At 65.9% G+C, this 25,950-nt stretch carries 30 protein-coding genes; 21 read left to right on the top strand and 9 right to left on the bottom strand.

Going from position 1 to position 25,950, the window contains the following annotated elements; translation table 11 throughout:
- Positions 1-159 precede the first annotated feature (159 nt).
- Both OLW90_RS11300 and OLW90_RS11295 read left to right on the top strand, forming a co-directional pair.
- Positions 160-366 carry a hypothetical protein gene (locus tag OLW90_RS11300; protein ID WP_319650201.1) on the top strand — a complete coding sequence of 69 codons (207 nt, stop codon included), beginning with the start codon at positions 160-162 and terminating at the stop codon, positions 364-366.
- The gene (locus tag OLW90_RS11295; protein WP_413464533.1) at positions 354-1,058 is read left to right on the top strand and encodes a response regulator; all 705 of its coding nucleotides are present in this window, start codon (positions 354-356) and stop codon (positions 1,056-1,058) included. Before OLW90_RS11300 ends, OLW90_RS11295 begins: the two co-directional genes overlap by 13 nt.
- Here the strand turns inward: OLW90_RS11295 and OLW90_RS11290 are convergent.
- From OLW90_RS11290 to OLW90_RS11280, 3 genes are read right to left on the bottom strand one after another with little or no spacing between them, the layout of a single operon-like run.
- Positions 1,055-1,381, bottom strand: coding sequence for a hypothetical protein (locus OLW90_RS11290; RefSeq protein ID WP_319650199.1), 327 nt, complete (start codon positions 1,379-1,381; stop codon positions 1,055-1,057). The genes OLW90_RS11295 and OLW90_RS11290 overlap by 4 nt on opposite strands.
- Before the next feature lie 19 nt (positions 1,382-1,400).
- A complete protein-coding gene (locus OLW90_RS11285) occupies positions 1,401-2,006 on the bottom strand; it encodes a response regulator transcription factor (protein WP_319650198.1) in 606 nt (201 codons plus the stop codon).
- Positions 2,003-3,451 (bottom strand): sensor histidine kinase, encoded by a 1,449-nt coding sequence (locus OLW90_RS11280; protein WP_319650197.1) that lies wholly within the window; start codon positions 3,449-3,451, stop codon positions 2,003-2,005. Before OLW90_RS11280 ends, OLW90_RS11285 begins: the two co-directional genes overlap by 4 nt.
- 157 nt (positions 3,452-3,608) lie before the next feature.
- Between OLW90_RS11280 and OLW90_RS11275 the strand changes: the two genes are divergently transcribed.
- Together OLW90_RS11275 and OLW90_RS11270 are read left to right on the top strand one after the other, a co-directional pair.
- Entirely contained in the window at positions 3,609-4,661 is a 1,053-nt protein-coding gene (locus tag OLW90_RS11275; protein ID WP_319650196.1) for an ABC transporter permease, read from the top strand.
- A gap of 33 nt (positions 4,662-4,694) precedes the next feature.
- Positions 4,695-5,384 (top strand): ABC transporter ATP-binding protein, encoded by a 690-nt coding sequence (locus tag OLW90_RS11270; protein WP_319650195.1) that lies wholly within the window; start codon positions 4,695-4,697, stop codon positions 5,382-5,384.
- 26 nt (positions 5,385-5,410) lie between these two features.
- On the opposite strand, the gene OLW90_RS11265 is transcribed toward OLW90_RS11270, so the two are convergent.
- Positions 5,411-6,223, bottom strand: coding sequence for an Fpg/Nei family DNA glycosylase (locus tag OLW90_RS11265; protein WP_319650194.1), 813 nt, complete (start codon positions 6,221-6,223; stop codon positions 5,411-5,413).
- Between the two features lie 64 nt (positions 6,224-6,287).
- On the opposite strand from OLW90_RS11265, the gene OLW90_RS11260 reads away from it, so the two are divergent.
- The 5 genes from OLW90_RS11260 to OLW90_RS11240 all read left to right on the top strand — a co-directional run bounded on the left by OLW90_RS11260 (position 6,288) and on the right by OLW90_RS11240 (position 13,114).
- Positions 6,288-7,775 (top strand): DUF1846 domain-containing protein, encoded by a 1,488-nt coding sequence (locus tag OLW90_RS11260; RefSeq protein WP_319650193.1) that lies wholly within the window; start codon positions 6,288-6,290, stop codon positions 7,773-7,775.
- Positions 7,776-8,004: 229 nt separating this feature from the next.
- Positions 8,005-9,957 carry an efflux RND transporter periplasmic adaptor subunit gene (locus OLW90_RS11255; protein ID WP_319650192.1) on the top strand — a complete coding sequence of 651 codons (1,953 nt, stop codon included), beginning with the start codon at positions 8,005-8,007 and terminating at the stop codon, positions 9,955-9,957.
- A gap of 119 nt (positions 9,958-10,076) precedes the next feature.
- Positions 10,077-10,784: an ABC transporter ATP-binding protein gene (locus OLW90_RS11250; protein ID WP_319650191.1), complete on the top strand. Its 708-nt coding sequence runs from the start codon at positions 10,077-10,079 to the stop codon at positions 10,782-10,784.
- Between the two features lie 35 nt (positions 10,785-10,819).
- Positions 10,820-12,076, top strand: a complete 1,257-nt coding sequence (locus tag OLW90_RS11245; protein WP_319650190.1) for an ABC transporter permease — start codon at positions 10,820-10,822, stop codon at positions 12,074-12,076.
- Between the two features lie 66 nt (positions 12,077-12,142).
- Positions 12,143-13,114 (top strand): hypothetical protein, encoded by a 972-nt coding sequence (locus OLW90_RS11240; protein WP_319650188.1) that lies wholly within the window; start codon positions 12,143-12,145, stop codon positions 13,112-13,114.
- Here the strand turns inward: OLW90_RS11240 and OLW90_RS11235 are convergent.
- Positions 13,111-14,202: an inositol-3-phosphate synthase gene (locus OLW90_RS11235; protein WP_319650186.1), complete on the bottom strand. Its 1,092-nt coding sequence runs from the start codon at positions 14,200-14,202 to the stop codon at positions 13,111-13,113. The genes OLW90_RS11240 and OLW90_RS11235 overlap by 4 nt on opposite strands.
- Positions 14,203-14,373: 171 nt before the next feature.
- Here OLW90_RS11235 and OLW90_RS11230 point away from each other — a divergent pair, with 171 nt between their 5' ends.
- Genes OLW90_RS11230 through OLW90_RS11210 form a run of 5 tightly spaced genes read left to right on the top strand, consistent with a single transcriptional unit; the run spans position 14,374 to position 16,705 of the window.
- The gene (locus OLW90_RS11230) at positions 14,374-14,667 is read left to right on the top strand and encodes a hypothetical protein (protein WP_319650185.1); all 294 of its coding nucleotides are present in this window, start codon (positions 14,374-14,376) and stop codon (positions 14,665-14,667) included.
- A 5-nt stretch (positions 14,668-14,672) separates the two neighbouring features.
- A complete protein-coding gene (locus OLW90_RS11225) occupies positions 14,673-15,584 on the top strand; it encodes a rhodanese-related sulfurtransferase (protein ID WP_319650184.1) in 912 nt (303 codons plus the stop codon).
- Positions 15,585-15,599: 15 nt separating this feature from the next.
- Positions 15,600-16,001 (top strand): DoxX family protein, encoded by a 402-nt coding sequence (locus tag OLW90_RS11220; RefSeq protein ID WP_319650183.1) that lies wholly within the window; start codon positions 15,600-15,602, stop codon positions 15,999-16,001.
- Positions 16,002-16,007: 6 nt separating this feature from the next.
- Positions 16,008-16,340, top strand: a complete 333-nt coding sequence (locus OLW90_RS11215) for a hypothetical protein (protein ID WP_319650182.1) — start codon at positions 16,008-16,010, stop codon at positions 16,338-16,340.
- A 44-nt stretch (positions 16,341-16,384) separates the two neighbouring features.
- A complete protein-coding gene (locus OLW90_RS11210) occupies positions 16,385-16,705 on the top strand; it encodes an antibiotic biosynthesis monooxygenase (protein ID WP_319650181.1) in 321 nt (106 codons plus the stop codon).
- Positions 16,706-16,764: 59 nt separating this feature from the next.
- On the opposite strand, the gene OLW90_RS11205 is transcribed toward OLW90_RS11210, so the two are convergent.
- The 4 genes from OLW90_RS11205 to OLW90_RS11190 form a co-directional block, all read right to left on the bottom strand.
- A complete protein-coding gene (locus tag OLW90_RS11205) occupies positions 16,765-17,253 on the bottom strand; it encodes a hypothetical protein (protein ID WP_319650180.1) in 489 nt (162 codons plus the stop codon).
- Positions 17,250-17,885 carry an SDR family NAD(P)-dependent oxidoreductase gene (locus OLW90_RS11200; RefSeq protein WP_413464473.1) on the bottom strand — a complete coding sequence of 212 codons (636 nt, stop codon included), beginning with the start codon at positions 17,883-17,885 and terminating at the stop codon, positions 17,250-17,252. Before OLW90_RS11200 ends, OLW90_RS11205 begins: the two co-directional genes overlap by 4 nt.
- Positions 17,886-18,028: 143 nt before the next feature.
- The gene (locus tag OLW90_RS11195) at positions 18,029-19,009 is read right to left on the bottom strand and encodes a universal stress protein (RefSeq protein WP_319650179.1); all 981 of its coding nucleotides are present in this window, start codon (positions 19,007-19,009) and stop codon (positions 18,029-18,031) included.
- Between the two features lie 81 nt (positions 19,010-19,090).
- Positions 19,091-19,543 (bottom strand): MarR family transcriptional regulator, encoded by a 453-nt coding sequence (locus OLW90_RS11190; protein ID WP_319650178.1) that lies wholly within the window; start codon positions 19,541-19,543, stop codon positions 19,091-19,093.
- A 97-nt stretch (positions 19,544-19,640) separates the two neighbouring features.
- Here OLW90_RS11190 and OLW90_RS11185 point away from each other — a divergent pair, with 97 nt between their 5' ends.
- The 7 genes from OLW90_RS11185 to rplI all read left to right on the top strand — a co-directional run bounded on the left by OLW90_RS11185 (position 19,641) and on the right by rplI (position 25,666).
- Positions 19,641-20,030 carry a DUF5318 family protein gene (locus OLW90_RS11185; RefSeq protein ID WP_319650177.1) on the top strand — a complete coding sequence of 130 codons (390 nt, stop codon included), beginning with the start codon at positions 19,641-19,643 and terminating at the stop codon, positions 20,028-20,030.
- A gap of 169 nt (positions 20,031-20,199) precedes the next feature.
- Positions 20,200-22,428, top strand: a complete 2,229-nt coding sequence (locus OLW90_RS11180; protein ID WP_319651883.1) for a transglycosylase domain-containing protein — start codon at positions 20,200-20,202, stop codon at positions 22,426-22,428.
- 22 nt (positions 22,429-22,450) lie between these two features.
- Positions 22,451-23,872, top strand: a complete 1,422-nt coding sequence (locus tag OLW90_RS11175; protein ID WP_319650176.1) for a glycosyltransferase 87 family protein — start codon at positions 22,451-22,453, stop codon at positions 23,870-23,872.
- A complete protein-coding gene (locus OLW90_RS11170) occupies positions 23,869-24,063 on the top strand; it encodes a hypothetical protein (RefSeq protein ID WP_319650175.1) in 195 nt (64 codons plus the stop codon). Before OLW90_RS11175 ends, OLW90_RS11170 begins: the two co-directional genes overlap by 4 nt.
- A 137-nt stretch (positions 24,064-24,200) precedes the next feature.
- Positions 24,201-24,488 carry a 30S ribosomal protein S6 gene (gene rpsF, locus OLW90_RS11165; protein ID WP_186337400.1) on the top strand — a complete coding sequence of 96 codons (288 nt, stop codon included), beginning with the start codon at positions 24,201-24,203 and terminating at the stop codon, positions 24,486-24,488.
- Positions 24,489-24,574: 86 nt separating this feature from the next.
- Positions 24,575-25,159 carry a single-stranded DNA-binding protein gene (locus tag OLW90_RS11160; RefSeq protein WP_319650174.1) on the top strand — a complete coding sequence of 195 codons (585 nt, stop codon included), beginning with the start codon at positions 24,575-24,577 and terminating at the stop codon, positions 25,157-25,159.
- A 54-nt stretch (positions 25,160-25,213) separates the two neighbouring features.
- Positions 25,214-25,666 (top strand): 50S ribosomal protein L9, encoded by a 453-nt coding sequence (rplI, locus tag OLW90_RS11155; protein ID WP_319650173.1) that lies wholly within the window; start codon positions 25,214-25,216, stop codon positions 25,664-25,666.
- The last annotated feature ends 284 nt before the right edge of the window (positions 25,667-25,950 follow it).

Raw genomic sequence — 25,950 nt, 5'->3', positions numbered from 1 at the left:
CTTTTAGCCGTATATCCGGTGCTTATGTCGCGGCGGGCCGCCACGCGAGTGACCTTTGTCTCTCCAGGATCGGCCCCACTTCCGCAGGGTAGGCCGAGATCATATAATATGGCCCTGACCAAAATTACACGTCATGCCTAGAAAGGCTGGTGCAGTCCCATGAACCGATCACGTCGTTTGCGCAGCGCGGCCTGTGCCGTGGCTGCCACCGCTGGCCTGCTGGCGGTATCCCCGGCGGCTCAGGCCGCTCAGGCCCCCACTGCGCAGAAGAACACCACCGCAACCATCGCCGCGCACGCGGTCAAGGATTCCGCGGCTTCGGTATTTAGCTGCCGTAAGAACCCGACCCTCCCGTGGTGCTCGTGAGTCCTATTTACGCGGAACGGGGCGGAAATATCCGCCTGCTTTTGGTAGATGATGACCCGTTGGTGCTGTCCTCCCTGCGCACCTATTTCAACACCACCGCTGATATTCATGTGGTAGCGGAGGCGGCCAACGGGGTATCGGCGCTCAAGGCCCTGGACGATTATGAGATCGACCTGGTGCTCACCGATATTCACATGCCGGAGATGGATGGCATTGCGCTGCTTCAGGAGACGCGCAAATTGCCCAACCCTCCCGTGTTTGTGGCTATGACGGGCTTTGATACCGATGAGACCATGCTGAAAACCCTCACCGGGGGCGCGGCGGGCTACATCATTAAGTCCGCTCGTCCGCAGGAGATCATTTCCTCGGTGCGTGACGCCATGAATGGCGGCACCTCCGTCTCCCCGCAGTGCCTCTCCCGGCTGGTGGATTACATTCCCGCCAGGGAGTTGGCCCAGCACAACGCGCAGGAGAAAAAGGAGGAGATCGTGCTCTCCCCCGGCGAGCAGTGTGTGCTTTCCTTGCTGTGCGACGGCCTTTCTAACGCCGAGATCGCGGCTACGACCACGTATGCGGAGTCCACGGTGAAAAAGCACGTCTCCCAGCTCATTAATCACTTCGGCGTGAACTCCCGATTGAGCCTGGTGGTGGCGGCCATGCGCACCCACTGGGGGCAGCACCCCTCCTCTTAGGGGGTGCGCCGGGGGAACGCGAGATTCAGCAGGTTCACCAGGGAGATCGCGGTGATGAGGATTCTTCCCACGCCGTTGAGCAGGGTGAAGAAGATCAGCAGCGTCACCGCGTAGAAGATCAATACGCGGGAAAGCGATTTTTCCCGGAATCCTCGGCGCAGGGAGAAGAACAGGGCGATGAGGAACCATGCGCCATACATAATGGGATAAAGGGGGTCGTGCAGAAAGTCCCGCCACCCGTCCGATTGAATCATCACGGAGGCATAAGTTAAGGCTCCGGCTCCGAGTGCGTCTGCGTAACGGAAATTGCGCGGATTAAGCATGGCAAAAATGATACGCGCCCTAAATCAATCTCTCCTCCCGCGCCTTAGCAATGGCGGCCGTGCGGTTATCCACGCCTAGTTTCTGATAGATGTGCAGCAGATGCGTTTTCACGGTGCCCAGGGAAATAAAAAGCGAGCGCGCTAATTGCTGATTAGTGGCCCCCGTGGCCAGGGCCCGCAGGATCTCGGTTTCCCGCGCGGAGAGCGCCTCCTGGGGCCTGCCCACGCGCTCGGCCAGGGCGGTGGCCACCTCCGGGGAGAGCGTGCGTTTGCCCTGCGCGGTGGCCACCACGGCGCGGTGGAGTTCCTCCTCGGGGGCGTCTTTGAGCAGGTAGCCCAGGGCCCCGGCGGAGAGGGCGGCCACGATGTCCGCCTGGGCGTCGTAAGTGGTCAGGATCAGCACGGGAGGCCCGCCCGCCTCGCGCAGGGCGCGGGTGGCTTGGATTCCGTCCACGCTGGGCATCTGGATGTCCATCACCAGCACGTCTACGTCCTCGGGGATCTCGGCGGGGTTGGGCCCGCTGGCTCCCTCGGCCACCACGGTGATGTCCTCGAAGCTGTCCAGGATGGCGCGCAGCCCGGCGCGCACCACTGGGTGATCGTCGATAAGCATGACCCGTATCATGATTGCTCCCACGGTACCCGCGCGGTGACCACCGTGCCGTGCGGGGAGGAGTCGATGGTGAGCGTGCCCCCGATCTCGCGGAGGCGGGAGCGGATGCCGGGCAGGCCGTATCCCTGGGTAGCGGTGGGATCGAAGCCGGTGCCGTCGTCGAAGATGTCCAGGGTGAGGTCCTTGTCCCAGGCGCTCAGCGTCACGCGCGCCTGGGTGGCGTGGGCGTGGCGCACGGTGTTGGTCAGCGCCTCCTGGGCCACGCGCAGCAGCGCCGAGGCCACCTCCACCGGCAGGGCCTGGGTGGTGTGTTCGGGGGCGATAATCTCCACGGGCAGGCCGTGGCGCTGGGTGAGGCGCGCGCCGAGGTCGGTGAGCGCCCGGGAGAGGTTGCGGGTTTGGGGTGCGCCTCCGGCCACGAGTTGGCGAGCCTCGGTGAGGTTTTCCGTGGCCACGGCCTCGATGGTGCGCAGTTGCTCGCGGGCGGTAGCGAGCCGAGCAGCGTCGAGCCGGGCGGCGTCCTGCGCGCCATCAGCGGCAGCGCTCCTCCCACTTCCAGCGCCCCCTCTACTTCCAGCACCCCCAGCGACAGTACTCCCAGTACCCGCACCCACCGCCCGGAGGTTTTTCTCGCAGGCGCGGGAAAACAGCACGATGGAGTTGAAGCCCTGGGCGAGCGTGTCGTGAATCTCGCGGCTAAGCCGCTCGCGTTCCGCCAGGCGCCCGGCCTGGTTCTCGGCGAACAGCAGTTGTTCCTGGGTGGCGGCGAGTTCCTCGGCCACGCGGCGGTGGTGGGCGGCCTCCCGGTGCAGGGCGCGGTAGGCAAAGTAACAGGCGGAGGCAAAGGCCACGCCGAGGAAGGGCCCGAGCACCCCGCCGAGCCCCCACTCCGGCGCGGTGCTCAGCAGCGGTCCGCCCGCGCGGGGTAGCGCGAGGGGAAGGCTCACGCCGAGCCCCCAGGTGAGCAGCACCACGGCAAAGCCCCAGGCGTCGGTGGGTACGAGATGCCAGATGAGGAAGGCGAGGGGGAAGAGCAGCCAGAGGAAGTGATGGCTGAGCAGCAGCAGGCCGAGCCATTGGGCGAGCACCAGCCCCAGCCAGGGCAGGCGGTAGGGCGAGGGATCGCGCGGGGTGTGGCGCTGGGTGAAGCGCTTTTCCCAGAGGGTGCCCGCCAGGTAGGTGGCCGCGAGGGTGGTGCACAGCGCCAGCATGAGCGCCGCCCCGCTGCGTTCGGTGGCGGGGCCCAGTCCGCCGAGTCTGCCGAGCCCGCCGAGCGTGGCGACGGCCCCGAAGAGGAGCAGGAAGGCAAAGAGCACGTGCAGGCCCACCCGCATGGCGCCCAGGATTTGGTCGAGGGCGGAGGAATCGTGGGCCGTGTGCGCCGGGGCGGGCTGCAAAGGATCGGGAGCGGGGCGCCCATCGGGAGCGGGGCGTTCGGGGCCGGAGTGGGGAGACACGGCCGCCAGCCTAGAGGGCGCGGGGGCGAGGCGACATCGGCCGAATGGCCGATACCAGAATCTGGCCGCTAGCCGATGTGCGGGTGGGGGTGCGCCACGCAGGATAAAGAGCAGAGATACGAAAAGCGGCAGAAAGCACATTGGAAAGGATCGACTCATGTTTCTTGCGTTGCGGGATATTCGACGTTCCTGGGGGCGCTTTAGCCTCCTGGGAATCGTGGTGGCGCTCATCGTGTTGTTGCTGGTCATGCTCACCGGCCTCACGGGTGGCCTGGGTAAGCAGAACACCTCCGCCCTGGAGGCCCTGGACCCGCAGCGCTACGTGTTCAGCGGGGCGCAGGCTGTGCCGGGTGAGACCCCGGAGGTGGACTTCGTGGAGTCCCGCGTGCCGGAGGAGACGGTGAGCGCCTGGCGCAGCACCCCCGGCGTCACCGAGGTCACCCCGCTGGGAATCACCCAGACCAGCGCCCAGGCGGGCAGTCAGACCACGTCCGTGGCGGTGCTGGGCCTCCCGGAGGGAAGCGAGGTTCCCGGCGGCGGCACGATCCCGGCCGAGGGGGCGTTGCTTCCAGATACTCTCGATGCCCCCGCCACCCTCACCATGAGCGGGGTGGAGGTGCCCGTGGCGGGCACCGTGGCCGAGGAGTATTACAGCCACCTGCCCGTGGTGTGGGTGGGCATGGACACCTGGAAGGAGGTGGCCCACTCCCCCGCCCCCACCGTGCTCATGCTGGACGGCGAGCCCCAGGAGGTTTGGGAGAACACGGCCGAGGCCACCGGCTCGGCGGCGGTGAGCGTGAAGGAATCGTTCGCGGGCCTGGGCGCGTATCAGTCCGAGCGCGGCTCCCTGCTGTCGATCCAGGGCCTGCTCTATGGCATTTCCGCGCTGGTGATCGTGGCTTTCTTGAGCGTGTGGACGATCCAGCGCACCCGCGATATTGCGGTGCTGCGGGCGCTGGGAGCGTCGAAAAGCTATGTGCTGCGCGATAGCCTCGGCCAGGCCGCGCTGATCCTAAGCGCCGGCGCGGCGGTGGGCGCGGTAGTGGCCACGGCGCTGGGGCTGGCGGCGCGTCAGGTGGTGCCCTTTGACCTCAGCGTGGTCACGGTGGTGCTGCCCACGGTGGGGGTGCTGGTGCTGGGGCTCCTGGGGGCCTGGCTGGCCACGCGCCGGGTGTCCACGATTGATCCGCAGTTGGCGCTGAATAACTAGAAATACTGAATACTTACAAGAAAGGAACCCACCATGACCATCATTCTTGACCGCGTGAGCTGCGTTTTCCCCGACGGCACCGGCACCGTCACGGCCCTAAACGAGGTGAGCATGAGCGTGCCCGCAGGGCACCTCACCGCCGTGGTGGGCGAGTCCGGTTCCGGCAAGTCCACGCTGCTCTCCGTGCTGGCCGGGCTGATCGTGCCCACCTCGGGGACGGTGACCATCGCGGATGAGGCGCTGCACGGCGCCCCGGAGGCGCGGCGCAGCAAGGTGCGCCGCGAGCGCATCGGCATGATCTTCCAGAATCCCAATCTGCTGGCCTCCCTCACGGTGCGCGAGCAGGTGCTCATGGCCGAGCACCTGCGGGGCCGCCGCCTGACTGGCGCCTCGCAGAAGCGCGCCGAGGGGCTGTTGGAGGAGGTGGGCCTGGGTGGTCTGGGGCACCGCCGGGTGCAGGAACTCTCCGGCGGGCAGCGCCAGCGCGTGAACATCGCGCGTGCACTGATGGGCGATCCCGCCGTGATCCTGGCCGATGAGCCCACCTCCGCGCTGGATCGGGAACTCTCCCAGGAGATCGTGAGCCTGCTGCGCGGGATCACCGATACGCACCAGGTGGCCACCGTGATGGTCACGCACGATCGCTCCCAGTTGGATGCGGCCGATGAGGTGCTGGAACTGCGCGATGGCGCGGCCCGCTACCTTAACGCCACCCCGGCCTAGGCGCGTGGCCCCGAGCTCCAGGGGCCCTACTCCGGCTGGCAGGCCGGGCACCAAAAGAGGTTGCGCCCCTCCATGACCTGAAGCCGCACCGGCGTGCCGCACACGTAGCAGGGCTGCCCCTCGCGGCGGTACACGTACACTTCCCCGCCGTGATCGTCCTTGCGCGGCGGGCGGCCCATCGCCTCGGGGGTGTGTTCCTCGCGCACGGTGTCGATGCGCCCGCGCTCCACGCCCACCCGCATGAGGTCCACCAGGTCCTCCCAGATTTCCTGAGCGGTGTCCGGGGAAAGATCGCGCCCGGGGGTAAAGGGGGAGATTCCCAGGCGGAAGAGCGTTTCGGCCCGATAGATGTTGCCCACCCCGGCAAAGAGGTGCTGATCCATGAGCAGGGAGCCAATCGAGCGCCGGGAGCGCAGCACGGTATCCAGCACCGGCTGGGGGTCGGCGTCGGCGCGTAGGGGGTCGGCCCCCTGCTTGGCGATGGCCGCGGCGCGCTCCTCCTCGGTGATGAGGCGGCACCACTGCGGGCCGTGGAGGTCGGCGGCCACGCGCTCGTCGGTGATGCGCAGCCGCACCTGCCCCACCGGCGCGGCGTGCGGGTGCACCGCCAGTTTCCCGATGAGCCCCAGGTGGATGTACACGATGTGGGCGGGGTGGGTGGCGTCGAAAGTAATAAAGAGGTGCTTGCCCCAGGCCTCCGCGCGCTCCAGGGTGCTGCCGTCGAGCAGCGCGGCCTCGCGCGCGAAGCGCCCCTGGGGCGAGGAGACTCCCACCCGCTTGGCCCCGAACTCGGCGTTGAGGCGGTGGGCGAGCCCATGAATGACGTGACCTTCCGGCATGAGGAACAGTATATGGCGGCGGTATGCTGGTGCGGTCGAGCGAGGAGCACCGGAAGGGGAACGCATGAGCCAGGGCTTTGATCGGGAAAAGTACATTCAGCTGCAATCCGAGCACATCAGCGCGCGCCGCGCCGAGATCGGCGGCAAGCTCTACCTGGAGATGGGGGGAAAGCTTTTCGACGACCTCCACGCCTCCCGCGTGCTGCCCGGCTTCACCCCGGATAACAAGATCGCCATGCTGGAGCACATCCGCGACGAGGTGGAGATCGTGGTGTGCGTGAACGCCAAGGACCTGCAACGCCAAAAGGTGCGCGCGGACCTCGGGATCCCCTACGAGGAGGACGCGCTGCGCCTGGTGGACGTGTTCCGCGAGCGCGGCTTCCTGGTCAATAACGTGGTGATGACGCAGTTGGAGGACGATAACTCCCTGGCCCTGGACTTCATCGCCCGCCTGGAAAAGCTGGGCCTTTCCGTGGCGCGGCACCGCGTGATCCCCGGCTACCCCACCGATACCGCCCGGATCATCAGCGAGGAGGGCTTTGGCCGCAACGAGTACGCGGAAACCACCCGTGACCTCGTGGTGGTCACCGCGCCGGGGCCGGGTTCCGGCAAGCTGGCCACCTGCCTAAGCCAGGTGTATCACGAATACAAGCGCGGCGTGCAGGCCGGATACGCCAAGTTTGAGACCTTCCCCATCTGGAATCTCCCCCTGGAGCACCCCGTGAACCTGGCCTATGAGGCCGCCACGGTGGACCTCGATGACATCAACGTGATCGACCCCTTCCACCTCTCCGCCTACGGCAAGCAGGTGACCAGCTATAACCGCGATGTGGAGGTGTTCCCGCTGCTGAAGTCCATGCTGGAACTCATCGCGGGGGACTCCCCCTATCAGTCGCCCACGGACATGGGCGTGAACATGGCGGGCCATGCCATGAGCGATGATGCCGCCTGCCGTGAGGCCGCCAACCACGAGATCATTCGCCGCTATTACAAGGCCCTGGTGGAGGAGCGCCGGGAGGAGCGCGATCCGGTGCTGTCCGAGCGGGTGGCGATGGTGATGACCAAGGCGGGGGTGAGCGCGGCGGATCGCCGCGTGGTGGCCCCGGCCCTGGAGGTGGAGGAGGCCACCGGGCAGCCGGCCTCCGCGATGGAGCTTGCCGACGGCACCATCATCACCGGCAAGACCTCCGATCTTTTGGGCTGCTCCTCCGCGATGGTGCTCAACGCACTGAAGCACCTGGCCGGCATTGAGAAGTCTGTGAATCTCCTGTCCCCGGACTCCATTGAGCCGATTCAAACCCTGAAAACCCAGCACCTGGGTTCCCGCAATCCCCGCCTGCACACCGATGAGGTGCTCATTGCCCTTTCCGTTTCCGCCGCCCGCTCCGCCGAGGCGCGCCGGGCGCTAGCGGAGTTGAAGAACCTTAAAGGTAGTGACTGTCACACCACCACGATTCTGGGATCGGTGGACGAGGGAATCTTCCGTAACCTGGGCGTTTTGGTCACCTCGGAGCCCAAGTATCAGCGCCGGGCGCTCTACCGCAAGCGCTAAGGTGTGCAGGAGGATACCGGGAAAAATATTTCTGTGGGGAGGGTGGGGGTGTTTCTCCACCAGTGGAGGGAAGTATGCGATAACCTCAGTAACAACAAACTGTGGAGCACCTCTTAACCTGGTGAAAGGAGAACCTGGTTCTTGCCATCGGCATGGTTGCCTGGGCGGCCGCACGGCGGCCGCCTCTGTGCCGCCGTGATGGGCAGGTGGGGAACCGGGAAAAACGCGCGTGAACACCGAGAATGATCCGCCAAAGCTCATAGAAGGTTCCCTCTATAACGAGGTACCCCTGCCTCCTCGTGGCGGAGGCGATAATAAGACGAGGAACTCCGAGCAATCCGGGGATAATTCCGGGCGCGGTTCCTCCGGCCTGGCCGGTGCCGTTGGCGGCGCCGGTGCCACGGGGGTTTCCGGGGCCTCCGGTGCCACCGGGGTGAACAATTCCGCCTCCGCTGCCTCCCGTGGGGACGCGGAGGCGGAATCGGCCGCCGCCGAGGCCGCTGCGGCGCAGGATTATCAGGATTCCGATTCCCTTTCCTCGGCCTCCGCCTATGGCGCGGATTACGCGGGCCAGGATTACGCCGGGCAGACGGAGATCGCCGCGGGCAGCACCAGGGCGGGCGCCGCCGGGTTCTCCATCGCGGACGTGAACGATGAGGACAAGGTGGGCTTCGGCGCCACCAGTCTGAACACCACCGCGATGGGTGAGCAGGAGGGCCCGGAGAACCAGGAGAACGCCGCCTGGGGTATCCCGGAGGATTCCGTGGCCCTGGGCGATGCCGAGGGATCCTCCGAGGAGGACGCCACCGAGGACGGCGAGGAGGGCCCGGAGGCCATCAAGGAGGGCTCCGAGGAGGAAGAGGAGCGCAAGAAGAAGCGCCGCCGCACCCTGCTCACGCTTCTGGCCCTGCTCCTGCTGTTGCTCCTGATCTTCGTGGGCTGCCGCTCGGTATTCGGTGCCGGTGATTCCTCCGGTGATTCGGACCTCACCGCCGCGGACGTGCAGCCGGTGTCTACCGAGGGCATCGTCAATCGCATTGCCGTCTCCGGCACCATCGAGCCGGAAAAGACGGAGACCATCGCCGCCCCGGCCGCCGCCAAGGTGGACAAGCTGGAGGTGGCCGTGGGTGACCGCGTGGAGCCCGATCAGGTGGTGGCCACGCTGAACACCGACGACCTGAACGAGCAGCTGGCCGAGGCCGAGAAGCACGCCGATGCGGTGCGCAAGGAGGGCGACGCCGCCGTGGACGCCGCCGAGAAGGAATACGAGCGCCTCAAGGCCGAGGCCGCGCGCGGTAACGCCACCATCATCTACGGCGGCACCGAGTACACCCTGGATCAGGCCCGCTCCAACCCGGACATCGAGCCGGAGGCCCTGCGCCAGGCGCTGGCGGAGGCCAACGTGGTGGATACCGGCGTGACCCAGAAGGACGTGGACGCCCAGGCCAAGGTGGTGCGCGATACCCGCAAGAACGCGGATGACGCGGACAAGGAGGCCGAGAAGGCCGTGGACAAGCTGCGCGAGCAGATCGAGGACGCCTCCGTGAAGGCCACCATCGCCGGCGTGGTCACGGACATCAAGGCCAAGGAGGGCCAGACCGCCGAGGGCGCCATGCTCACCGTGGCCGATGATTCCGCCTTCAAGCTGCGCGGCGAGGTCAAGGAGACGGACATCGACAAGGTGGCCGAGGGCTCCCCGGTGACCTTCACCACCCCCGTGACCGGGGAAAAGGAGTTCACCGGCGAGGTCGTCTCCGTGTCCCCCGTGGCCGGTAACGGCCCCGTGCAGGAGGATGCCTCCAGCGCGGCTAGTTCCTCCGGCGGCAGCGGCGCCAAGGTGACCTTCCCCGTGGAGATCTCCGTGACCGGCGACACCGAGGGCCTGCGCATGGGTGCCTCCGCCCGTGCCAAGATCCTCCAGGAGATCGCCAAGGACACCATGACGGTGCCCGCCGAGGCGGTGTACCCCTCCGATAACGGCAATGAGGTGGTGCTGGTGGTCTCCCGCGATTCCCGCGTGGTGGAGCGCGAGGTGCAGACCGGCGAGACGGATGGCTACCTCGTGGCCGTCACCGGCGGCGATCTGAAGGCCTCCGATCAGGTGATCCTGCAACCGTTCAACTACCAGGATCTTGAGGGCAAGAAGGTCACGGTTTCCACCGGGGCCGCCCTCGTCGAGTAATTTCCGTGCCCCGTCGTCCTCGCTCCGCGCGCCCCCATGAGGCGTGGCGGGCGCAGGGCGGCGGGGTTGGGTTGGTTTAGGGCAGTAGGAAGAAAAGCGGCAGGATAGAAAGCACCCTCATGGCAGAACAGCAGCGCAGCCTGATCGAGTTACGCTCGATCGTGAAAACCTTTAATCAGGGCTCCCCGAATGAATTGACGGTGCTCCACGGCATTGATCTTTCGGTGCGCCGCGGAGAGTTCCTTTCCGTGGTGGGTTCCTCCGGCTCTGGTAAGTCCACGCTGATGAATATCATCGGCTTGCTGGATCGCCCCACCTCCGGCGGGTATTGGCTTAATGGCACCAACGTGCTGGACTCGGACGATAATTCCCTGGCGCAGACCCGCGCTCAGACCATCGGCTTTGTGTTCCAGAACTTCAACCTGGTGAGCCGGATCAGCGCCCTGCGCAACGTGGAGATGCCCATGATGTACGCGGGCATTGCCCCCCGCGAGCGCACCGCCCGCGCCAAGGAATTGCTGGACATGGTGGGCATGGGCGATCGCATGAATCACCAGCCCTCCGAGCTTTCCGGTGGTCAGAAGCAGCGCGTGGCCATCGCCCGCGCCCTGGCCAATGACCCCGAGATTTTGCTTGCCGACGAGCCCACGGGCGCCCTCGATAGCGCCACCGGCCGCATGGTCATGGATCTTTTCCACAGCCTGCACAAGGAGATGGGCCGCTCCATCGTCTTTATTACGCACAACCCGGAACTAGCGCGGGAAACGGATCGCATCATCACCCTGGTGGACGGCCGCGTGGAGATTAACTCAGGGGGTTACCTGTGAGCACTATGGAAGCTATCCGCCTTGCCCTGGGCAGCATGCGCACGAATAAGATGCGCTCCCTGCTCACGCTGCTGGGCATCATCATCGGTATTGCCTCGGTGATTACCATTCAGACCATCGGCGCGGCCATGCAGAACGAGACCACCGAGGGGCTTTCCCGCCTGGGCGCCAGCGATCTCCAGGTTTCCGTGCAGGAGATCCCTGACGAGGAGGAGATGCCCCTCTACCCCGGGGCCGATGGCGAGGAGGAGATCTATTACTACGGCGGTGCCGTCTCCGACGAGGAGGACGCGCTCACCCTGGACATGATCAACGGCCTCAAGGAACGCATGGGCGACGCCATCGACGGCGTGGGCATCGGTGACATGGGCGGTCAGTCCGGCAACATCGTCACGGATACCTCCAACGCCTCCATCCAGATCAGCGGGGTGAATGAGGATTACCTGCGCATGACGGGCGTGGACGTGGAGTACGGTCGCGGCATCACCGACGCCGACCTGGAAAACTCCCGCAAGGTCGTGGTGATCGGCCCCGAGGCCGTGAGCAGCCTCTTCATGGGCGACGCCGCCCAGGCGCTGGGCTCCGAGGTCTCCCTGATGGTGGGCGAGGAGGAAACGCTGTTCACCGTGGTGGGCGTGTACAAGGGCGATACCAGCGGTGGGTTCTTCGGCGGCGGCTTCAACATGCCCACCGCGTATATTCCCTACTCCGTGCAAAAGGACGTCACCTCCTATTCCTCCCCGCTGAGCCAGATCAGCGTGCGCCTTTCCCCGGACGCGGATCGGGATCAGGCGATGGCGGATGTGCAGTCCTACTTTGACCAGATCTACGCCAGCAACGAGAACTACATGGTGCGGGTCTCGGACTTCCAGAACCAGGTGGAGGAGGTCAATTCCGTGATCAACTCCATGTCCATGGCGGTCTCCGCCATCGGCGGCATCTCCCTGCTGGTGGGCGGCATCGGCGTGATGAACATTATGTTGGTCACCGTCACCGAGCGCACCCGCGAGATCGGCGTGCGCAAGGCTCTGGGCGCCCGACGCCGCGACATCCGCCTGCAATTCATCGTGGAAGCCATGATCGTGTGCCTGCTCGGTGGCCTCATCGGCGTGGTGCTCGGTGCCCTGGCGGGCATGGCGATCGCCTCCTTCGTGGGCACGGTGGTGTTGCCCCCGATCAGCGGCGTGATTATCTCCCTGCTCTTCTCCGTGGGCATCGGCATGTTCTTCGGCTACTACCCGGCCAATAAGGCCGCCAAGCTCAACCCCATCGAGGCGCTGAGGTACGAGTAAAGAAAATGAGGGCGTGGCTTCCGTGGGTGGTGCTGGGAGCCTCGTGCGCCTGCATGGCGTTCCTGGTTGTTCTGGGGGGAACAACCGTGGCGGGGGGAATATCTCTGGACGGCGGAGTGGATCGGGGGAAGCCTCTTCCCGGCGGCCGTGGTGGCGTCGATAGCCCTGGCGGTTCCTGCGGTCCGCGCGCCGCGGATATACCCGGCCCTGGTGTTCCCCGCCATAGCGACGTTCGCCTGGGCCTCCCGTTCCTGGCCGCGCTGGTGGAGTGAGATGGCGGGGTGGGCCACCGCGCACTTTCTGGTGAGCCTGCTTAGCGTGTGTGCCGTGCTGGCGTTGGGCTATGCCGTATCGCGCCGGGTCCCCGTGCTGGGGCCGGTGGTATCGGTGGGGCTGCTCTGGGCGGGCTTGCGCGGCGGGGGACTGATCCTCCTCGGCTCCGCCACCGGTAGCCTGCTGGGCTTTGAGCCGGAGCCGGGGGTGCTGCTGGCGCAGTTCTTCGCGGCGGTGGCGGTGCTGGTGCTCGTGTGGGCAAAGCCGCGTGGTGCGGTGTGGTTGCCCGCCATCGTGGCCGTGGCGTTGGCCCTTTCTCCCCTGCTGAACCTGGAGGAATACCGGGTGAGCCGGTACGCGGATACTCAGTGCATGGGCGATCCCGGCGGCCTCATTGCGTGTTCCAGCGCTCAGCACCCCCGGCTGGTGGATGCCCTGGCGACCCCGATGGGGAGGTTGCGGGAGGCGGACGTGGAGGGTGTGTTCCCCGCCACCGTGGTGGAGAACTACCCCGGTGCACAGCCCCAGCCGGGGCCGGAGGTCATGGGCTGGGATACCGCCACCGCCGATCTTGTGCGCGGGGCGCGGATCGGCGCGGATTCCTTTGCCCGGCAACTGGCCTCCCCCACCCATTGCGTGGCCGAACCCCCGGCGGAGTTGCGGGAGCGGGTTCGCCTCGGCGCGCTCGCCCTCCTGGAATCCTCGCCGGATATTCCCGCCGGGCTGGGGGCGGACGCGCAGCGTCTGTATCGCTGCGAGTTCTAGCCCTGCGCGATGAACTCCTCTAGGCGCTCGCGCGCGAGGTCGTCGGGAAGCTGCTCCGGCGGGGACTTCATGAGGTAGGAGGAGGCGGGCATGATCGGCCCACCCACTCCCCTATCCAGGGCGATCTTGGCGGCGCGGAGGGCGTCGATGATGATGCCTGCGGAGTTCGGGGAGTCCCACACCTCTAGTTTGTATTCCAGGTTCAGCGGCACCCCACCAAAGGCGGTGCCCTCCAGGCGCACGTAGGCCCACTTGCGGTCGTCCAGCCACTCCACGTAATCCGAGGGGCCGATGTGTACGTTGCGGTCGCTGGTCTTGCCCGCCAGGGGGCCGTCCTGCAAGTTCGAGGTCACCGCCTGGGTCTTGGAGATCTTTTTGGATTCCAGGCGCTCGCGGTCCAGCATGTTCTGGAAATCCATGTTGCCGCCCACGTTGAGCTGCATGGTGCGATCCAGGCGCACGCCGCGCTCCTCAAAGAGCCGCGCCAGCACCCGGTGCGTGATGGTGGCCCCCACCTGGGACTTCACATCGTCCCCGATGATCGGCAACCCCGCCGCGCGGAACTTCTCCGCCCACTCGGGATCGGAGGCGATGAATACCGGCAGGGCATTGACAAAGGCGCACCCGGCGTCCAGCGCGGCCTGCGCGTAGGCCTTATCCGCCGCCTCCGAGCCCACGGGGAGGAAGGACACCAGCACGTCCGCGCTTGCCTCCCGCAGGGCATTAGCGACGTCCACCGGCTCCGCCTCCGATTCCGCAACCGCCTCGCGGTAGTGGGTGCCCAGGCCATCGAGGGTGGGGCCGCGCTGCACCGTCACGCCCAGTTCCGGCACCTCCGCGATGGTGATGGTGCAGTTCCGCGAGGCCCGCGTGGCGGCGGAAAGATCCTGGCCCACCTTGGCGGCGTCCACGTCAAAGGCCGCCACGAACTCAATATCGCCCACGTGATAATCCCCGAATTGCACGTGCATGAGGCCCGGAACGCGCTCGCTGGCCGGGGTATCGCGGTAATACTCCACGCCCTGAATCAGAGAGGTGGCGCAGTTGCCCACCCCGGCGATGGCCACGCGAATCTTCTTGTTGCCCATGAGGAACCTTTCTTCTTTCGGTAAGAGGGGATATGCCTGTGGGGCAGCGTAGGCCCGCGCGGGGCGTGTGGCGGCCGTCTGTGGGGTGAAAACGCGGGTGAATCGTTCAAGGAGTGGGGGTGGTGGCCCCCGGATGGGGGTATTGGTATCGTCGGGATCGGGTGATACACGATGATGAAGCGGAAACTAATATCAATCCCCGCATTTGCCGCCATCGGTGCCGCAATTTATTGCCTCATGGCGCTCTTTAACATTGATATTAGTTCCACCATCGGCTCCACGGTGAGCGTGGAGGACATTCATTTCAGTTGGAAGGAACTGGTGATTTATACCCTCGGCGGCGCGGTGGTGGGGGCTATTCCCACGCCCTCGCAGCGCGAGCGGAAGCGACGGGAGTGGCAATCCCGGGGCTCGGGGCGTCGGCAGCCTGACGCTGAGGCCGATGAGGGGCGCGGCGTAGACTAAGGGCCGTGTCGCTCGGGAAAATCCTTCTGTATTACAAGTTCACCCCCATCGCGGACCCGGAGGCCGTGCGCCTCTGGCAGCGCGATCTGTGCGAGTCCCTAGGGCTGCGCGGGCGGATCCTCATCTCCCGGCACGGCATCAACGGCACCGTGGGCGGGGACATGGCGGCCTGCAAGCGCTACATCAAAAAGACCCGCGAATACCCCGGCTTCAAGGGCATGGAGTTCAAGTGGTCCGAGGGTGGTGCGGAGGACTTCCCCCGCCTCTCGGTCAAAGCCCGCGAGGAGATCGTGGCCTTTGGCGCGCCGGAGGAACTGCGCGTGGACGAGCACGGGGTGGTCGGCGGCGGGGTACACCTCAAGCCGCACGAGGTCAATGAGCTGGTGGAGCGCCGGGGCGAGGAGGTGGTGTTCTTTGACGGCCGCAATGCGATGGAGGCGCAGATCGGCAGGTTCAAAGACGCCGTGGTGCCGGACGTGCGCACCACGCATGACTTCATCGCGGAATTGGAGTCCGGCAAGTATGACGCCCTCAAGGATCGCCCCGTGGTCACCTACTGCACGGGCGGTATCCGCTGCGAGGTGCTCTCCGCGCTCATGCGCAACCGGGGTTTCAAGGAGGTCTACCAGATCGACGGCGGCATTGTCCGCTACGGAGAGGCCTATGGGAATAAGGGCCTGTGGGAGGGCTCGCTGTACGTTTTTGATCGCAGGATGACCATGAACTTTGGCATCGACCCCGCGCGCCTGGGACGCTGCGTGCACTGCGGGGAGCACACCACCTCCTTCCGCAACTGCGCGAATGAGGATACCTGCCGCCGTCAGGTGCTTATCTGCGATTCCTGCTGGAACGGCGAGGAGAGCGGCGGCGAGGGCATACACCATTGTGGACGAAAAGAGTGCGAGCAGGTCAGTTAAGGCTATGCTTGGTGCGTGCAAAACTTTTTGGAACGCGCCACGCCCGGCGCTCTTGCGTTGTATCGCATTGCTATTGGTCTGATCTTTTTCTTCTACGGTAGTTCCCGCTTCTTCGATTGGCCGGTGGCCGGGGAGTTTGAGGCACCGGAACTCTTTGCCTTCCCCACCTGGTGGGCGGCCGCTATTCAGATCGTGGGCGGCGGCCTGGTGATCCTCGGTCTGTTCACCCGCACCGCCGCCTTCCTCTCCTCCGGTAGCATGGCGGTGGCGTACTTCTGGATGCACCAGCCGGAGGGGCTGACCCTGCTGAATAACGGCGGCGTGGCCAGCGCCCTGCTGTGCTGGGCGCTGTTCATCCTGGTGTTCGTGGGGCCGGGTGCGCTGTCCGTGGATGGTCTATTGAGGAAGAAGAAGTAACTTAGTATGCACCGCAGGCGCGTGATAGTGGGGCTGGTGATCACCGTGCTCTTTGCCATCGCGCTTTCCATCGGTGCGGTGCAGCAGGGGGTGGCGTGGCTTATTCCGCTTACCCTTGTGCTTCCGGTGTCCGCGTATCTCTTCCGGGGGTGGGAACGCTGGCCCTATATCTGCCTGCTCTACGGGGGAACCATCGTGCTGAGGTGGCTCTTTACCTTAGCCACGGATCCGGCTGCGGCGTGGGACCTTGGCCGGTGGAGCTGGCCGCTGATTATGCTGGCGGCCCTACTCCTGGGCACCTGGCTGGATAGGCAAAAAACACCGGAAACCACGGCTTAAGCGCCCACGCCCTAAGCGCGCTCGGGAGGTCTATGCTGGGCCGTATGAGCATCGTGAAGATCAACGCCCTGACCGTGCCCGCCGAGGCGGCCGAGACCCTGGAGGAGCGCTTTGCCGCCCGCAAGCACGCCGTGGATCAGGCTCCCGGCTTCGAGGGCTTCCAGCTGCTGCGCCCCACCGCCGGGGAGGAACGCTACTTTGTGGTCACCTGGTGGAAGGATGAGGCCTCTTACGCCGATTGGCGCGATAACCGCGCGGCGGCCGCCCACGGGGAGGGCGAGGGCCAGGAGAAGCGCCGCCCCGCCGCCACCAAGGCGGAACTCCTGGAGTTCGAGGTGGTGCTGGATTCCTGCGAGGAGGGTTAGGCGCGCGGCTTGGCGGGCTCGGCTTGGCGACGTCGCTAAGCCAAACCCTTGAAAGCCCCCTACAGCGCCGGGTTGCCCACGATGGCGTAGGGCAGCGTGGTGGTCATCCACATCATGGCGTGCGGCACGAGCACCCAGAAGATTCCCATCCAGGCGCGCCAGCGGGTATAGCGCTGGAGTTTGCGCACCATGATGACCATGCAGCCGACGAGCCCCGCCACGGGCACCACGGCAGAACCCACCCCCCACCACACCTGCGCGGCGCGGCTGCACAGCCAGGTCGCCTCCCCCGCTTCGCAGTAGGGCCCGCCGAGGGCGCGCGCCAGCAGCGCCAGGACGAGGCAGACCACGGCGGAGAGCACCACCGTGCCACCCAACCACCAGAGAGCCTGGCGGGTGGAGGCGCGGTTGCGCTCGTGCTGCACGGCGGGGTCGGTGGCGCGGGCCAGATCCTCCGGGCTGTGCGGCGCGGGCGGGAGTTTGTTGGTGTAGTCGGCGTCGCTGTGTAGGTTGTTTTCCGGGTGCTCGGGGCGTGCGGGCGGGGTCATGGGCGCACCTGAATATCCGTGGTGTGGCTGCCCAGCGCCGCCACGATGGCCTGGGCTACCTCGGCGGTGTCCAGGTAGGATTCCGGCCGCCACTCCTCGCCCAGCTCCGCGACGATTCCGCGTTGCATATCCGTGGCGATGCGCCCGGGGTACACGCTGGTCACGCGGATCTCCGGTTCCTCGGCGCGCAGCGCGTCGCACCAGGCGCGGGCCGCGTGCTTGGCGGTGGAGTAGGCGGACCACTGCGGCTTGGAGTGGAGCCCGGCCCCGGAATTGACGTACACCATGTGCCCGCCCGCGGCCCGCAGCGCGGGCAGCGCCCGGGAGGTCAGTTCCACCGGGGCGTGCAGGTTCACGGCCAGCGATTCCTCCCACGCGCGGCGGGTCAGGGAGTCGGTGGTGCCGATGGGGCAGATCCCGGCGCAATGAATGAGGGCGTCGATCCGCTCGGGCAGGGGAAGATCGTCGGGGAGCGGCTGGCGGAAGTCCGCCTGCCACCACCGGGTTACACCAAGCCCCTCGTCCGGCCGGGAGTGATACTGGGCGCTGACCTCCCAGCCCGCGCGAAGAAGCAGCGCGGCGACGTCTCGCCCCACTCCCCTGCTGGCTCCGGTGACAACGGCGTGCGGCATGATTTCTTCCTTTCGGGATAGTAAGGAGGGGCTGCGGGCGAGGTGCGGCCTGAGCACCGCCACCGGGAACCACTGTATTTCCTCCGCGCGCCCTTGTGCGGCACCGTCCTTATAGCAGCACCGCTTTTATGGCGCCACCATCCTTATGTGGGAGCGGACTTCCTGGGCACCTGATAGATAATCACGGGCATGCGCACGTGCGGGAGAAAATCCGTGGCGGTGCTGCCCACGGATACCCGCTCGATGGGACCCAGCGGGTGAGAACCCAGGCAGAGCAGGTCGCCCTTTTTCCACTTGAGCGCGTCCACGGCCCCCGCCCAGCCGGGGCCGGTGCCCACCTCGGATTCCAGTTCGAGGTCGGGGTAGCGGGAGGCGATCCAGTCCCGCGCGCGATCCAGCATGGCCAGGGAGTGCTCGCGCCAATCGTGGGTGAGTTCCTTGGCGAGGTTGAAGTGCCCGGCCAGGGAGACGTCCGCGATGTCCGAGGGGGAAAAGGAAAGGATACGCAGCGGGGTGCCCCAGGCCTGGGCCATCTGGGCGGCGTAGTCCAGGCTGGGGTCGCGGTCGGTGTCCTCGGTGCCCAGGTAGGCAAAGTTCACGCGCTTGACGCCGTTTTTGGCCAGTTTCACCGAGCGCGGGGCCAAACCCAGGGCCTTGGGGGAGGAATGGAGCAGGGCGTCCGCGGTGGAGTTGGCCAGGAACCGTCCCTTGGGTGCGGCCGCGCGCGAGCCGAGGATCACCAGGTGGGCATCAAAATCCTCGGCGGCCTGGGTGAGCAGGGCGTGCTGCGAGGGGCCCTCCACAAACACGGATACGTGCTTATCCCAGTGCTTCTGGTCGATCTGTGCCCGCTCCAGGGCGCGGGTGACGGCCTTGTGGCAGGCGCGCTGCTGCTTTTCCTGCCAGGTGCGGTACTTCCCGCCGAGTTTTTGCAGCGAGGTGGTGGGCCAGGGGCGCAGGAAGGTGGTGACCACCCTGATTTGCACGTCGGCGGTGCGGGCGAGCCAGGCGGCAAACTCGATGGAATCCGTCCGGGGGGCGTCGGGGCGCCACGCAACGAGAATCCGCTGGGGGCCGCGCGAGGGGGTGTCCTGCGCAGCGCTCTTGGGGGAATCCGTGCTCAATCCATCACCTTCCTGCCGCCGGGCTCGCCGGGCATCATGCCGGGGTGTGCGAGGGAGATACCGTAACTGGGGAGACTCGGGTTACTGGGGAGACTCGGGCACGCCGTACTTGGAGGCCAGGACGTTAATCACGTCCACAAATTCATCGGCACGGCGCAGTTCCTCCGGGGAGAGTTTTTCTAGCATCTCGGTGAGGTTCTGCGTGCGCTCCTCGCCCACTCGCTCTAATTCCGCCATGCCCAGGTCGGTCAGGCGCACGCGCACGCCGCGTCGATCGTGGGTATCGCGGAGGCGCTCCACCATGCCGCGCTGCTCCAGTTGGTGCAGCGCATTGGAGGCGGTGGGCATACGGATCCCCTCTTCCTTAGCCAGGTGGCTGATCCGCGATTCACCGTTTTCCTTCATCCGGGTCATGATGGAAAGCTGCGGGCCAGTGAGGTTGGACTGGCTCGCCATGCGGAAGTACATCACATACAGTTTGGTCAGAGCGGGGCGCACCTTTCGCGCCACCACGTCAGGGGTGGGGGAATTCATACGCTCTACTGTAGCGCTAAAGAAGTATGCAGGCAGAAACAGTACGGGCTTAGGCGGTGGCCGCGCCCCTCGCACGGTTTTCTCTAGGCTTTCCCCCGTGATTCATTACCGCTATGAGGTCAGCCATCAGTGGCAGCGCCGCACGCTGCTTCAGCGCTTCCGCGCAGGTCAAGTGCCCCGGGAGGCGCTTTGCGACGCCGACTTCCTCCTCGTTACCGCCGCCCGTTTCCACGGGCAGCCCGCCGAGCGCCCCTGCCCGGTGTGCGGCGGCGAGGAACTGCGGGTGGTGCGCTGGGTACACGGCGAGGAGCTGGGGCGTCGCTCCGGCACCGCCCGCAACGAGGAGGAAATCGAGGCGCTGGTGGCCGAGCGCGGCGAGGTCACGGTGCACACGGTGGAGGTGTGCCCGGGGTGTCGGTGGAATCACCTTGTCAGTTCCGCCACAGCCGTGGCGGGCGCGCCGGGTGAGCCCGGTGTGCACGGCTAGTCTTGAGGGTTAGACCTGGGCCGGGTGAAGCAAGTAACCTGCATGTCAAATACACGCTCAATGATGGGGACCGTAGGTGTCAAGAGATAATAGCCAGTACGAGGAGTACGAGGACGAGTACTTCGACGAGGACGATGAGCCCAAGCGAGGCTTCCGCAAGCGTCCCATCATGTGGACTTCGCTGGGTGTTCTCACCCTGCTCATTCTGCTGCCGATCATTGGCTTCATGGCGGCGTACATCATGGCCAAGGTGCCCGAGCCGGAGGAACTATCCGCCAAGCAGGTCTCGCAGATCTTTACCTCGGATTCCTCCGAGGAACTGGCGCGCATCGTGCCCCCGGACGGCAACCGCCAGCAGATCCCCTATGACCAGATCCCCGAGGGCATGCGCAACGCCGTGCTGGCCGCGGAGGATCGGGAGTTCTGGACCAACCCAGGCTTCTCTATCACCGGCTTTGGCCGCGCCGTGCTGGGCCAGTTGCGCGGTGATAGTTCCGCCGGCGGTGGCTCCACCATCACCCAGCAGTACGTGAAGAACATGCTGGTGGGCAACGAGCATTCCATCGAGCGTAAGCTGCGCGAGTTGGTGTATTCCACCAAGATGGCCAACGAGTGGTCCAAGGAAGAGGTGCTCTCCGCGTACCTCAACACCGTGTACTTTGGCCGCAACGCCTATGGCGTGGAGTCCGCTTCCCAGGCGTACTTTGGCAAGCACGCTGCGGAACTCACCCCGGAGGAGGCCGCCGTGCTGGCGGCCGCCATTCAGCGCCCCAGCCAGCTCGATCCCTGGGTGAATCGCTCCGAGTCCGAGTTGCGCTGGAATTACGTGCTGGACGGCATGGTGGAGATCGGCGGCATGACCCCGCAGGATCGGGCCAACGCCGTGTACCCGGAGACCACCGACCCCGCCTCCTACAGCGCTTACACCGAGGCCGATGGCACCAACGGCATGATCAAGAACCAGGTGATGGCGGAACTGGAAACCTTGGGCATCACCGAACAGGACGTGACCACGCGCGGCCTCAAGATCACCACCACCATTGATAAGCAGGCCCAGGAGGCCACCGTGAGTGCGGTGCACAATAACCTCCAGGGTGAGCAGGAGAACGTGCGCACGGCGGCCGTGTCCGTGGAGCCGGCCAGCGGCGCGGTGCGCGCCTACTACGGCGGTGAGGATGCCCACGGCTGGGATTACGCCAACGCGGGCCTGCAAACCGGCTCCACCTTCAAGATCTTTGGCCTGGCGGCCGCCCTGCAACAGGGCATTCCGCTGTCCACCGGCTACTCCTCCGATCCGGTGACCCTGCCCGGTGGGATCACGGTGAACAACGTGGAGGGCTTCAACTGCGGCTTCTGCTCCATCAAGGACGCCCTGAAGTACTCCCACAACACCAGCTTCATCCGCCTGCAAAATGACCTCGCCAACGGCACCCAGGACACCGCCGATATGGCGCACGCCCTGGGCATCGAGCGCTCCCTGCCGGGTATCCCGCAGACGCTCACGGAGAACGGCGAGCAGCCCTACGAGGGCATCGTGCTGGGGCAGTACCAGTCCCGCCCGCTGGATATGGCGGTGGCCGTGGCCACGCTGACCAACCGCGGCGTGTGGCAGCAGCCCCACTTCGTGCAAAAGGTGGAGACGGCCAACGGCGAGGTGCTTTACGAGCGCGCGGGCCAGGAGGGCGAGCGCCGCGTGAACGAGGTGGTGGCCGATAACGTGATCGACGCCATGCAGCCCATCGCGGCCTACTCCAACGGCAAGACCCTTGCCGGTGGCCGCCCCTCCGCCTCCAAGACGGGCACCACGCAGTTGGGCGATACCGGCTACAACAAGGACGCCTGGATGGTGGGTTCCACCCCGCAGCTGGCCACCGCCGTGTGGGTGGGCACCGAGGATAACTCCCCGCTGCTCAACGCCTGGGGCGGTTCCATGTACGGCTCCGGCCTGCCCACGGACATCTGGAAGGCCACCCTCGACGGCGCCCTCGATGGCCGAGACTTTGAGGACTTCGCCCCGGCCGGACCGGTCACCTGGGGCACCGGATACTACGGCGGAGGCTACGCCGCGCCGGGCACGACCTCTGGTTCCTCCTCCTGGAGCGATACCTCCGGTTCCACCGCCTCGGGCACGGGAACCACGGGCACGACGAACTCCAACACCGGAACCGAGCAGGGCCCTACGGAGAACGCCCCGGCCCAGCAGCCCTCACCGGCCGCTCCGGCGGAGCAACCCGCTCCCTCCCCCGCTCAGCCCGCGGCTCCGGCTCCCGCGCCAGCACCGGCTCCGGCCGCTCCGGCGGAGCAACCCGCGCCGGGACCGAACCCGCAGGACTATAACCAGGGCGGCGATATGGTGGAGATCCTGCCCAACGAGGTTGGGGAACTCTTAGGCCTGTAAGGCCGGGAGGAAAAGACGAGCCGTGCCGTATTCCCCTCGCCCGCCCCGCGCCGTCGATCGCGTCTCTCCGGCGCGCACCGAGCCGCTGGCGGCGGGCTTTATTGAACGCCTCGGTGGCCCCGTGGGAAGGTTCGGGAGCGTGGGCACCCAACCCTGGTGGACGCCGCTGCGGGTGCTGCTGGCCCTGGGCATGACCTTCCTTTCCCTGGGCTATCTCTCCAAGGCGCACTGCCTGGTGAGCACGGCGGGCGAGGGGGAACCCACCCTGAATTGGTCGGGCAACCGTCAATACATGTCCGCCTGTTATAGCGACATCGCTGGCATGTACAGCACCTATCACGCGGAGGGGCTGGGCAATCCCTTTGCCGCCCGCGTGACCACGGAGCCGGTGCTCACCTCCTTATTCCAGTGGCTGCTCAGCGCGCTGAGCAACCTCACCTATCCGATTGCCCAGGCGCTCCCCTTCCCCGTGGCCCCGGCGGCCTGGTACTTCACCCTCACGGCCCTGGTGCTGGGTGGCCTGTGGATCGCCGCCCTGCGCCTGCTGCTGGATCTGGTGGGCAACCGAACCTGGGATCTGGTGCTCGTGGCAGCCTCCCCCCTGCTGATCGTGTACGTATTCCACGGCTGGGACGTGCTCGCGGTGGCCGCGCTGGTGGCGGCCCTGCATGCCCTGCGGTATCGACGCCCCCTCCGCGCCGGATTCTGGGTGGGCGTGGGCGCGGCTTTCCAGTGGTGGCCGGTTCTGCTTTTGCTAGCCCTTGTGCTGCTGGCCGCGCGCGCCAAGGACCCGGCCCAGTGGAGGTTCGTGGGCCGCGTGGCGGGTGCGGCGGTGGCCACCTGGCTGGCAGCAAACCTCCCGGTGCTGGTGCTCTATCCCCAGGCCTGGTTAGACCCGTATCGGCTCCTGCTGGATCAGGAGGCGGGTTGGGGCACCCTGTATCACCTCGTGGGCGAGGGATTGGGCGCGGCGTTCCCGCCGCTGGCGCTCACGATCCTGGTGCCCGGACTGTGGCTGGTGGGTGCCGTGATCGTGGCGCAGTGGGTTCTCTCATCCTCCCGCACCCCGCGCCTGGCGGAGGTGCTATTCCTGCTCGTGGCCATGACGCTCCTGGTCAGCAGGACGTGGCTCCCGCAGCACGCCCTGTGGCTGTTGGTTCCGGCGGTACTGGCGCTACCCCGGTGGCGGTGGCTGCTGGGCTGGATGGTGTTGGAGATGCTGGTATTCCCCGCGACCATGCTTTACAGCGGCGCGGAGGGGGCCAGTGGCCTGCCGCTGTGGTTCTTCACGGTGGTGATCCTGGTGCGCGGCGGGGTGGTCACGGCCCTGGCGGTGATGGTGGTGCAGCAGGTCAAGGGCCAGCGAGAGGACGCGGTGTATCAGGCAGAGGGCGGGGTAGATCCGCTGCTGCCGTGGCGAGAAGATAGGGGGCGCAGGGCATGAGCACGGCGTGGCTGCTGGTCACCATGATCAGCGTGTTCGTGGGCTTTCTGTGCATCTTGGGGGCCTTTGCCAGTTTCATGTATAAGAAGCCCGTGGCCCTGACCTGGGCCTTGGGTGGGGCGGCGCTGGTTCTGGTCACGGTGATTCCGGTGACCATCGCGGTGTTTTACGCAGCCGGAACGAACTCCTAAGGGCGGCGGTGGCGTTCGCTTTTTGGCTGGCTGTGCGCTATCTTTGAAAGGTTGCTTGACGCAACGACCCTCCTGCCACACCCAACGAGGGGTGTAGCCGAATAACAATTACTAGACCATAGGAGGTGATGAGGTCCGTGCGTCACTACGAAATCATGGTCATCCTGGATCCCACTCAGGATGCACGCACCGCAGCCCCGTCCCTGGAGAAGTTCCTCGACGTGGTTCGCAAGGAAAACGGCACCGTTGAAAAGGTCGATGTGTGGGGCAAGCGCCGCTTGGCCTACCCGATCGACAAGAAGGAAGAGGGCGTTTACGTCGTCATCAACCTTGAGTGCGAGTCCAGCACCGTCAATGAGGTTGATCGTCTCCTGAACCTCAACGACAACATTCTGCGTACGAAGGTTCTGCGCACCGATAAGTAAGAGTGGATAGAATCTCGGGTATGACCGGGGGGCTGGCTGATACGGCCCCGTGGCCGCCGTTGATCGCACAAGAAAGGTGAAGCAGTATGGCACAGGGAGATACCAACATTACGGTCGTGGGCAATTGCGTCAATGACCCTGAGCTGCGGTTTACGCCCTCGGGCGCCGCAGTGGCTAACTTCCGTGTGGCCTCCACTCCCCGCCGGTTCAACTCTCAGACGAACCAGTGGGAGGACGGCGAGGCGCTGTTTTTGACCTGCAACGTGTGGCGGCAGGCCGCCGAGAACGTAGCGGAGACGATCTCCAAGGGAATGCGGATCATCGTGACCGGCCGGTTGCGCCAGCGTTCCTATCAGAACCGCGAGGGTGAAAACCGCACGGTCTATGAGATCGAGGTCGATGAGGTCGGCCCCTCCCTGCGTTATGCTTCCGCCCAGGTAAACCGCAACCCCCGCGAGGGCGGCGGCAACCGAGGCGGGCAGCCCGGCGGTGGCTTTGGCGGCAACTACGGCGGCCAGCAGGCCTCGCAGGGCAACCAGGGTGGCTTCGGCGGCTCCCAGCCGCAACAGCAGCCGATGGGCGGCGGTAACTCCGCCCCGGCGAACGATCCCTGGAACTCCGCACCCCCCGCCGGTGGTTTCGGCGGGGCGGACGACGAGCCCCCGTTCTGATCCCAGAGATCCCTTTCCACACCATCCTCTTTTCAACAACGAAAGGCAGGGATCATGAAACTGATCCTCACCGCTGCCGTTGAGAACCTCGGTGTCGCTGGTGACATCGTTGAGGTTAAGGACGGCTACGGACGCAACTACCTGCTTCCGCGCGGCCTGGCCATCGTGGCTACCCGCGGTGCTGAGAAGCAGATCGAGGGCATCAAGCGTGCCCAGGAGGCTCGCGCAATCCGCGACCTCGACCACGCCCGTGAGATCCGCGAGCAGCTCGACACCCTGGAGGGCGTGACGGTCTCCGTGCGCACCTCGGACAAGGGCAAGCTCTTCGGCTCCGTGAAGGCCGATGACATCGTGAACGCAGTGAAGAAGGCCGGTGGCCCGAACCTGGATAAGCGCGTGATCGAGCTTCCGAAGAACCTGGTCAAGACGACCGGCAAGTACCGCGTGAAGGCACAGCTGCACAAGGATATTGCGGCTAATGTGAACTTTGAGGTCGTCTCCGCGTAAAACGCGCGGTAGACGGCGGCCAGCCCCCGGATACTCCGGCTAAGGCATGGCCCAACGACAACAGCACACCGACGGCCCCTCCCCGGCTCTGAGTAGCAGGGGGCGGGGCCGTTGGTGTTTTATTGGCTCCCGTGCTGCTGTGAACCTTTGCCCAGCCGCACAGCCGTGAGCGTTCCCACGCTGACTATCCCAAAGCCGATGATCCAACCCAGCCGGACGGCGGAGAAAGCATTAAAAAGGCCGGGAAGGAGGAGTATCGCAATTCCCGCAGCGAGGGCGCCGAC

It is taken from the genome of Corynebacterium sp. 21KM1197, from assembly GCF_033783015.1.
Taxonomy (GTDB): domain Bacteria; phylum Actinomycetota; class Actinomycetes; order Mycobacteriales; family Mycobacteriaceae; genus Corynebacterium.
Note: the sequence above shows the minus strand (reverse complement) of the source record. Positions and strands in the feature narration are given on the sequence as shown.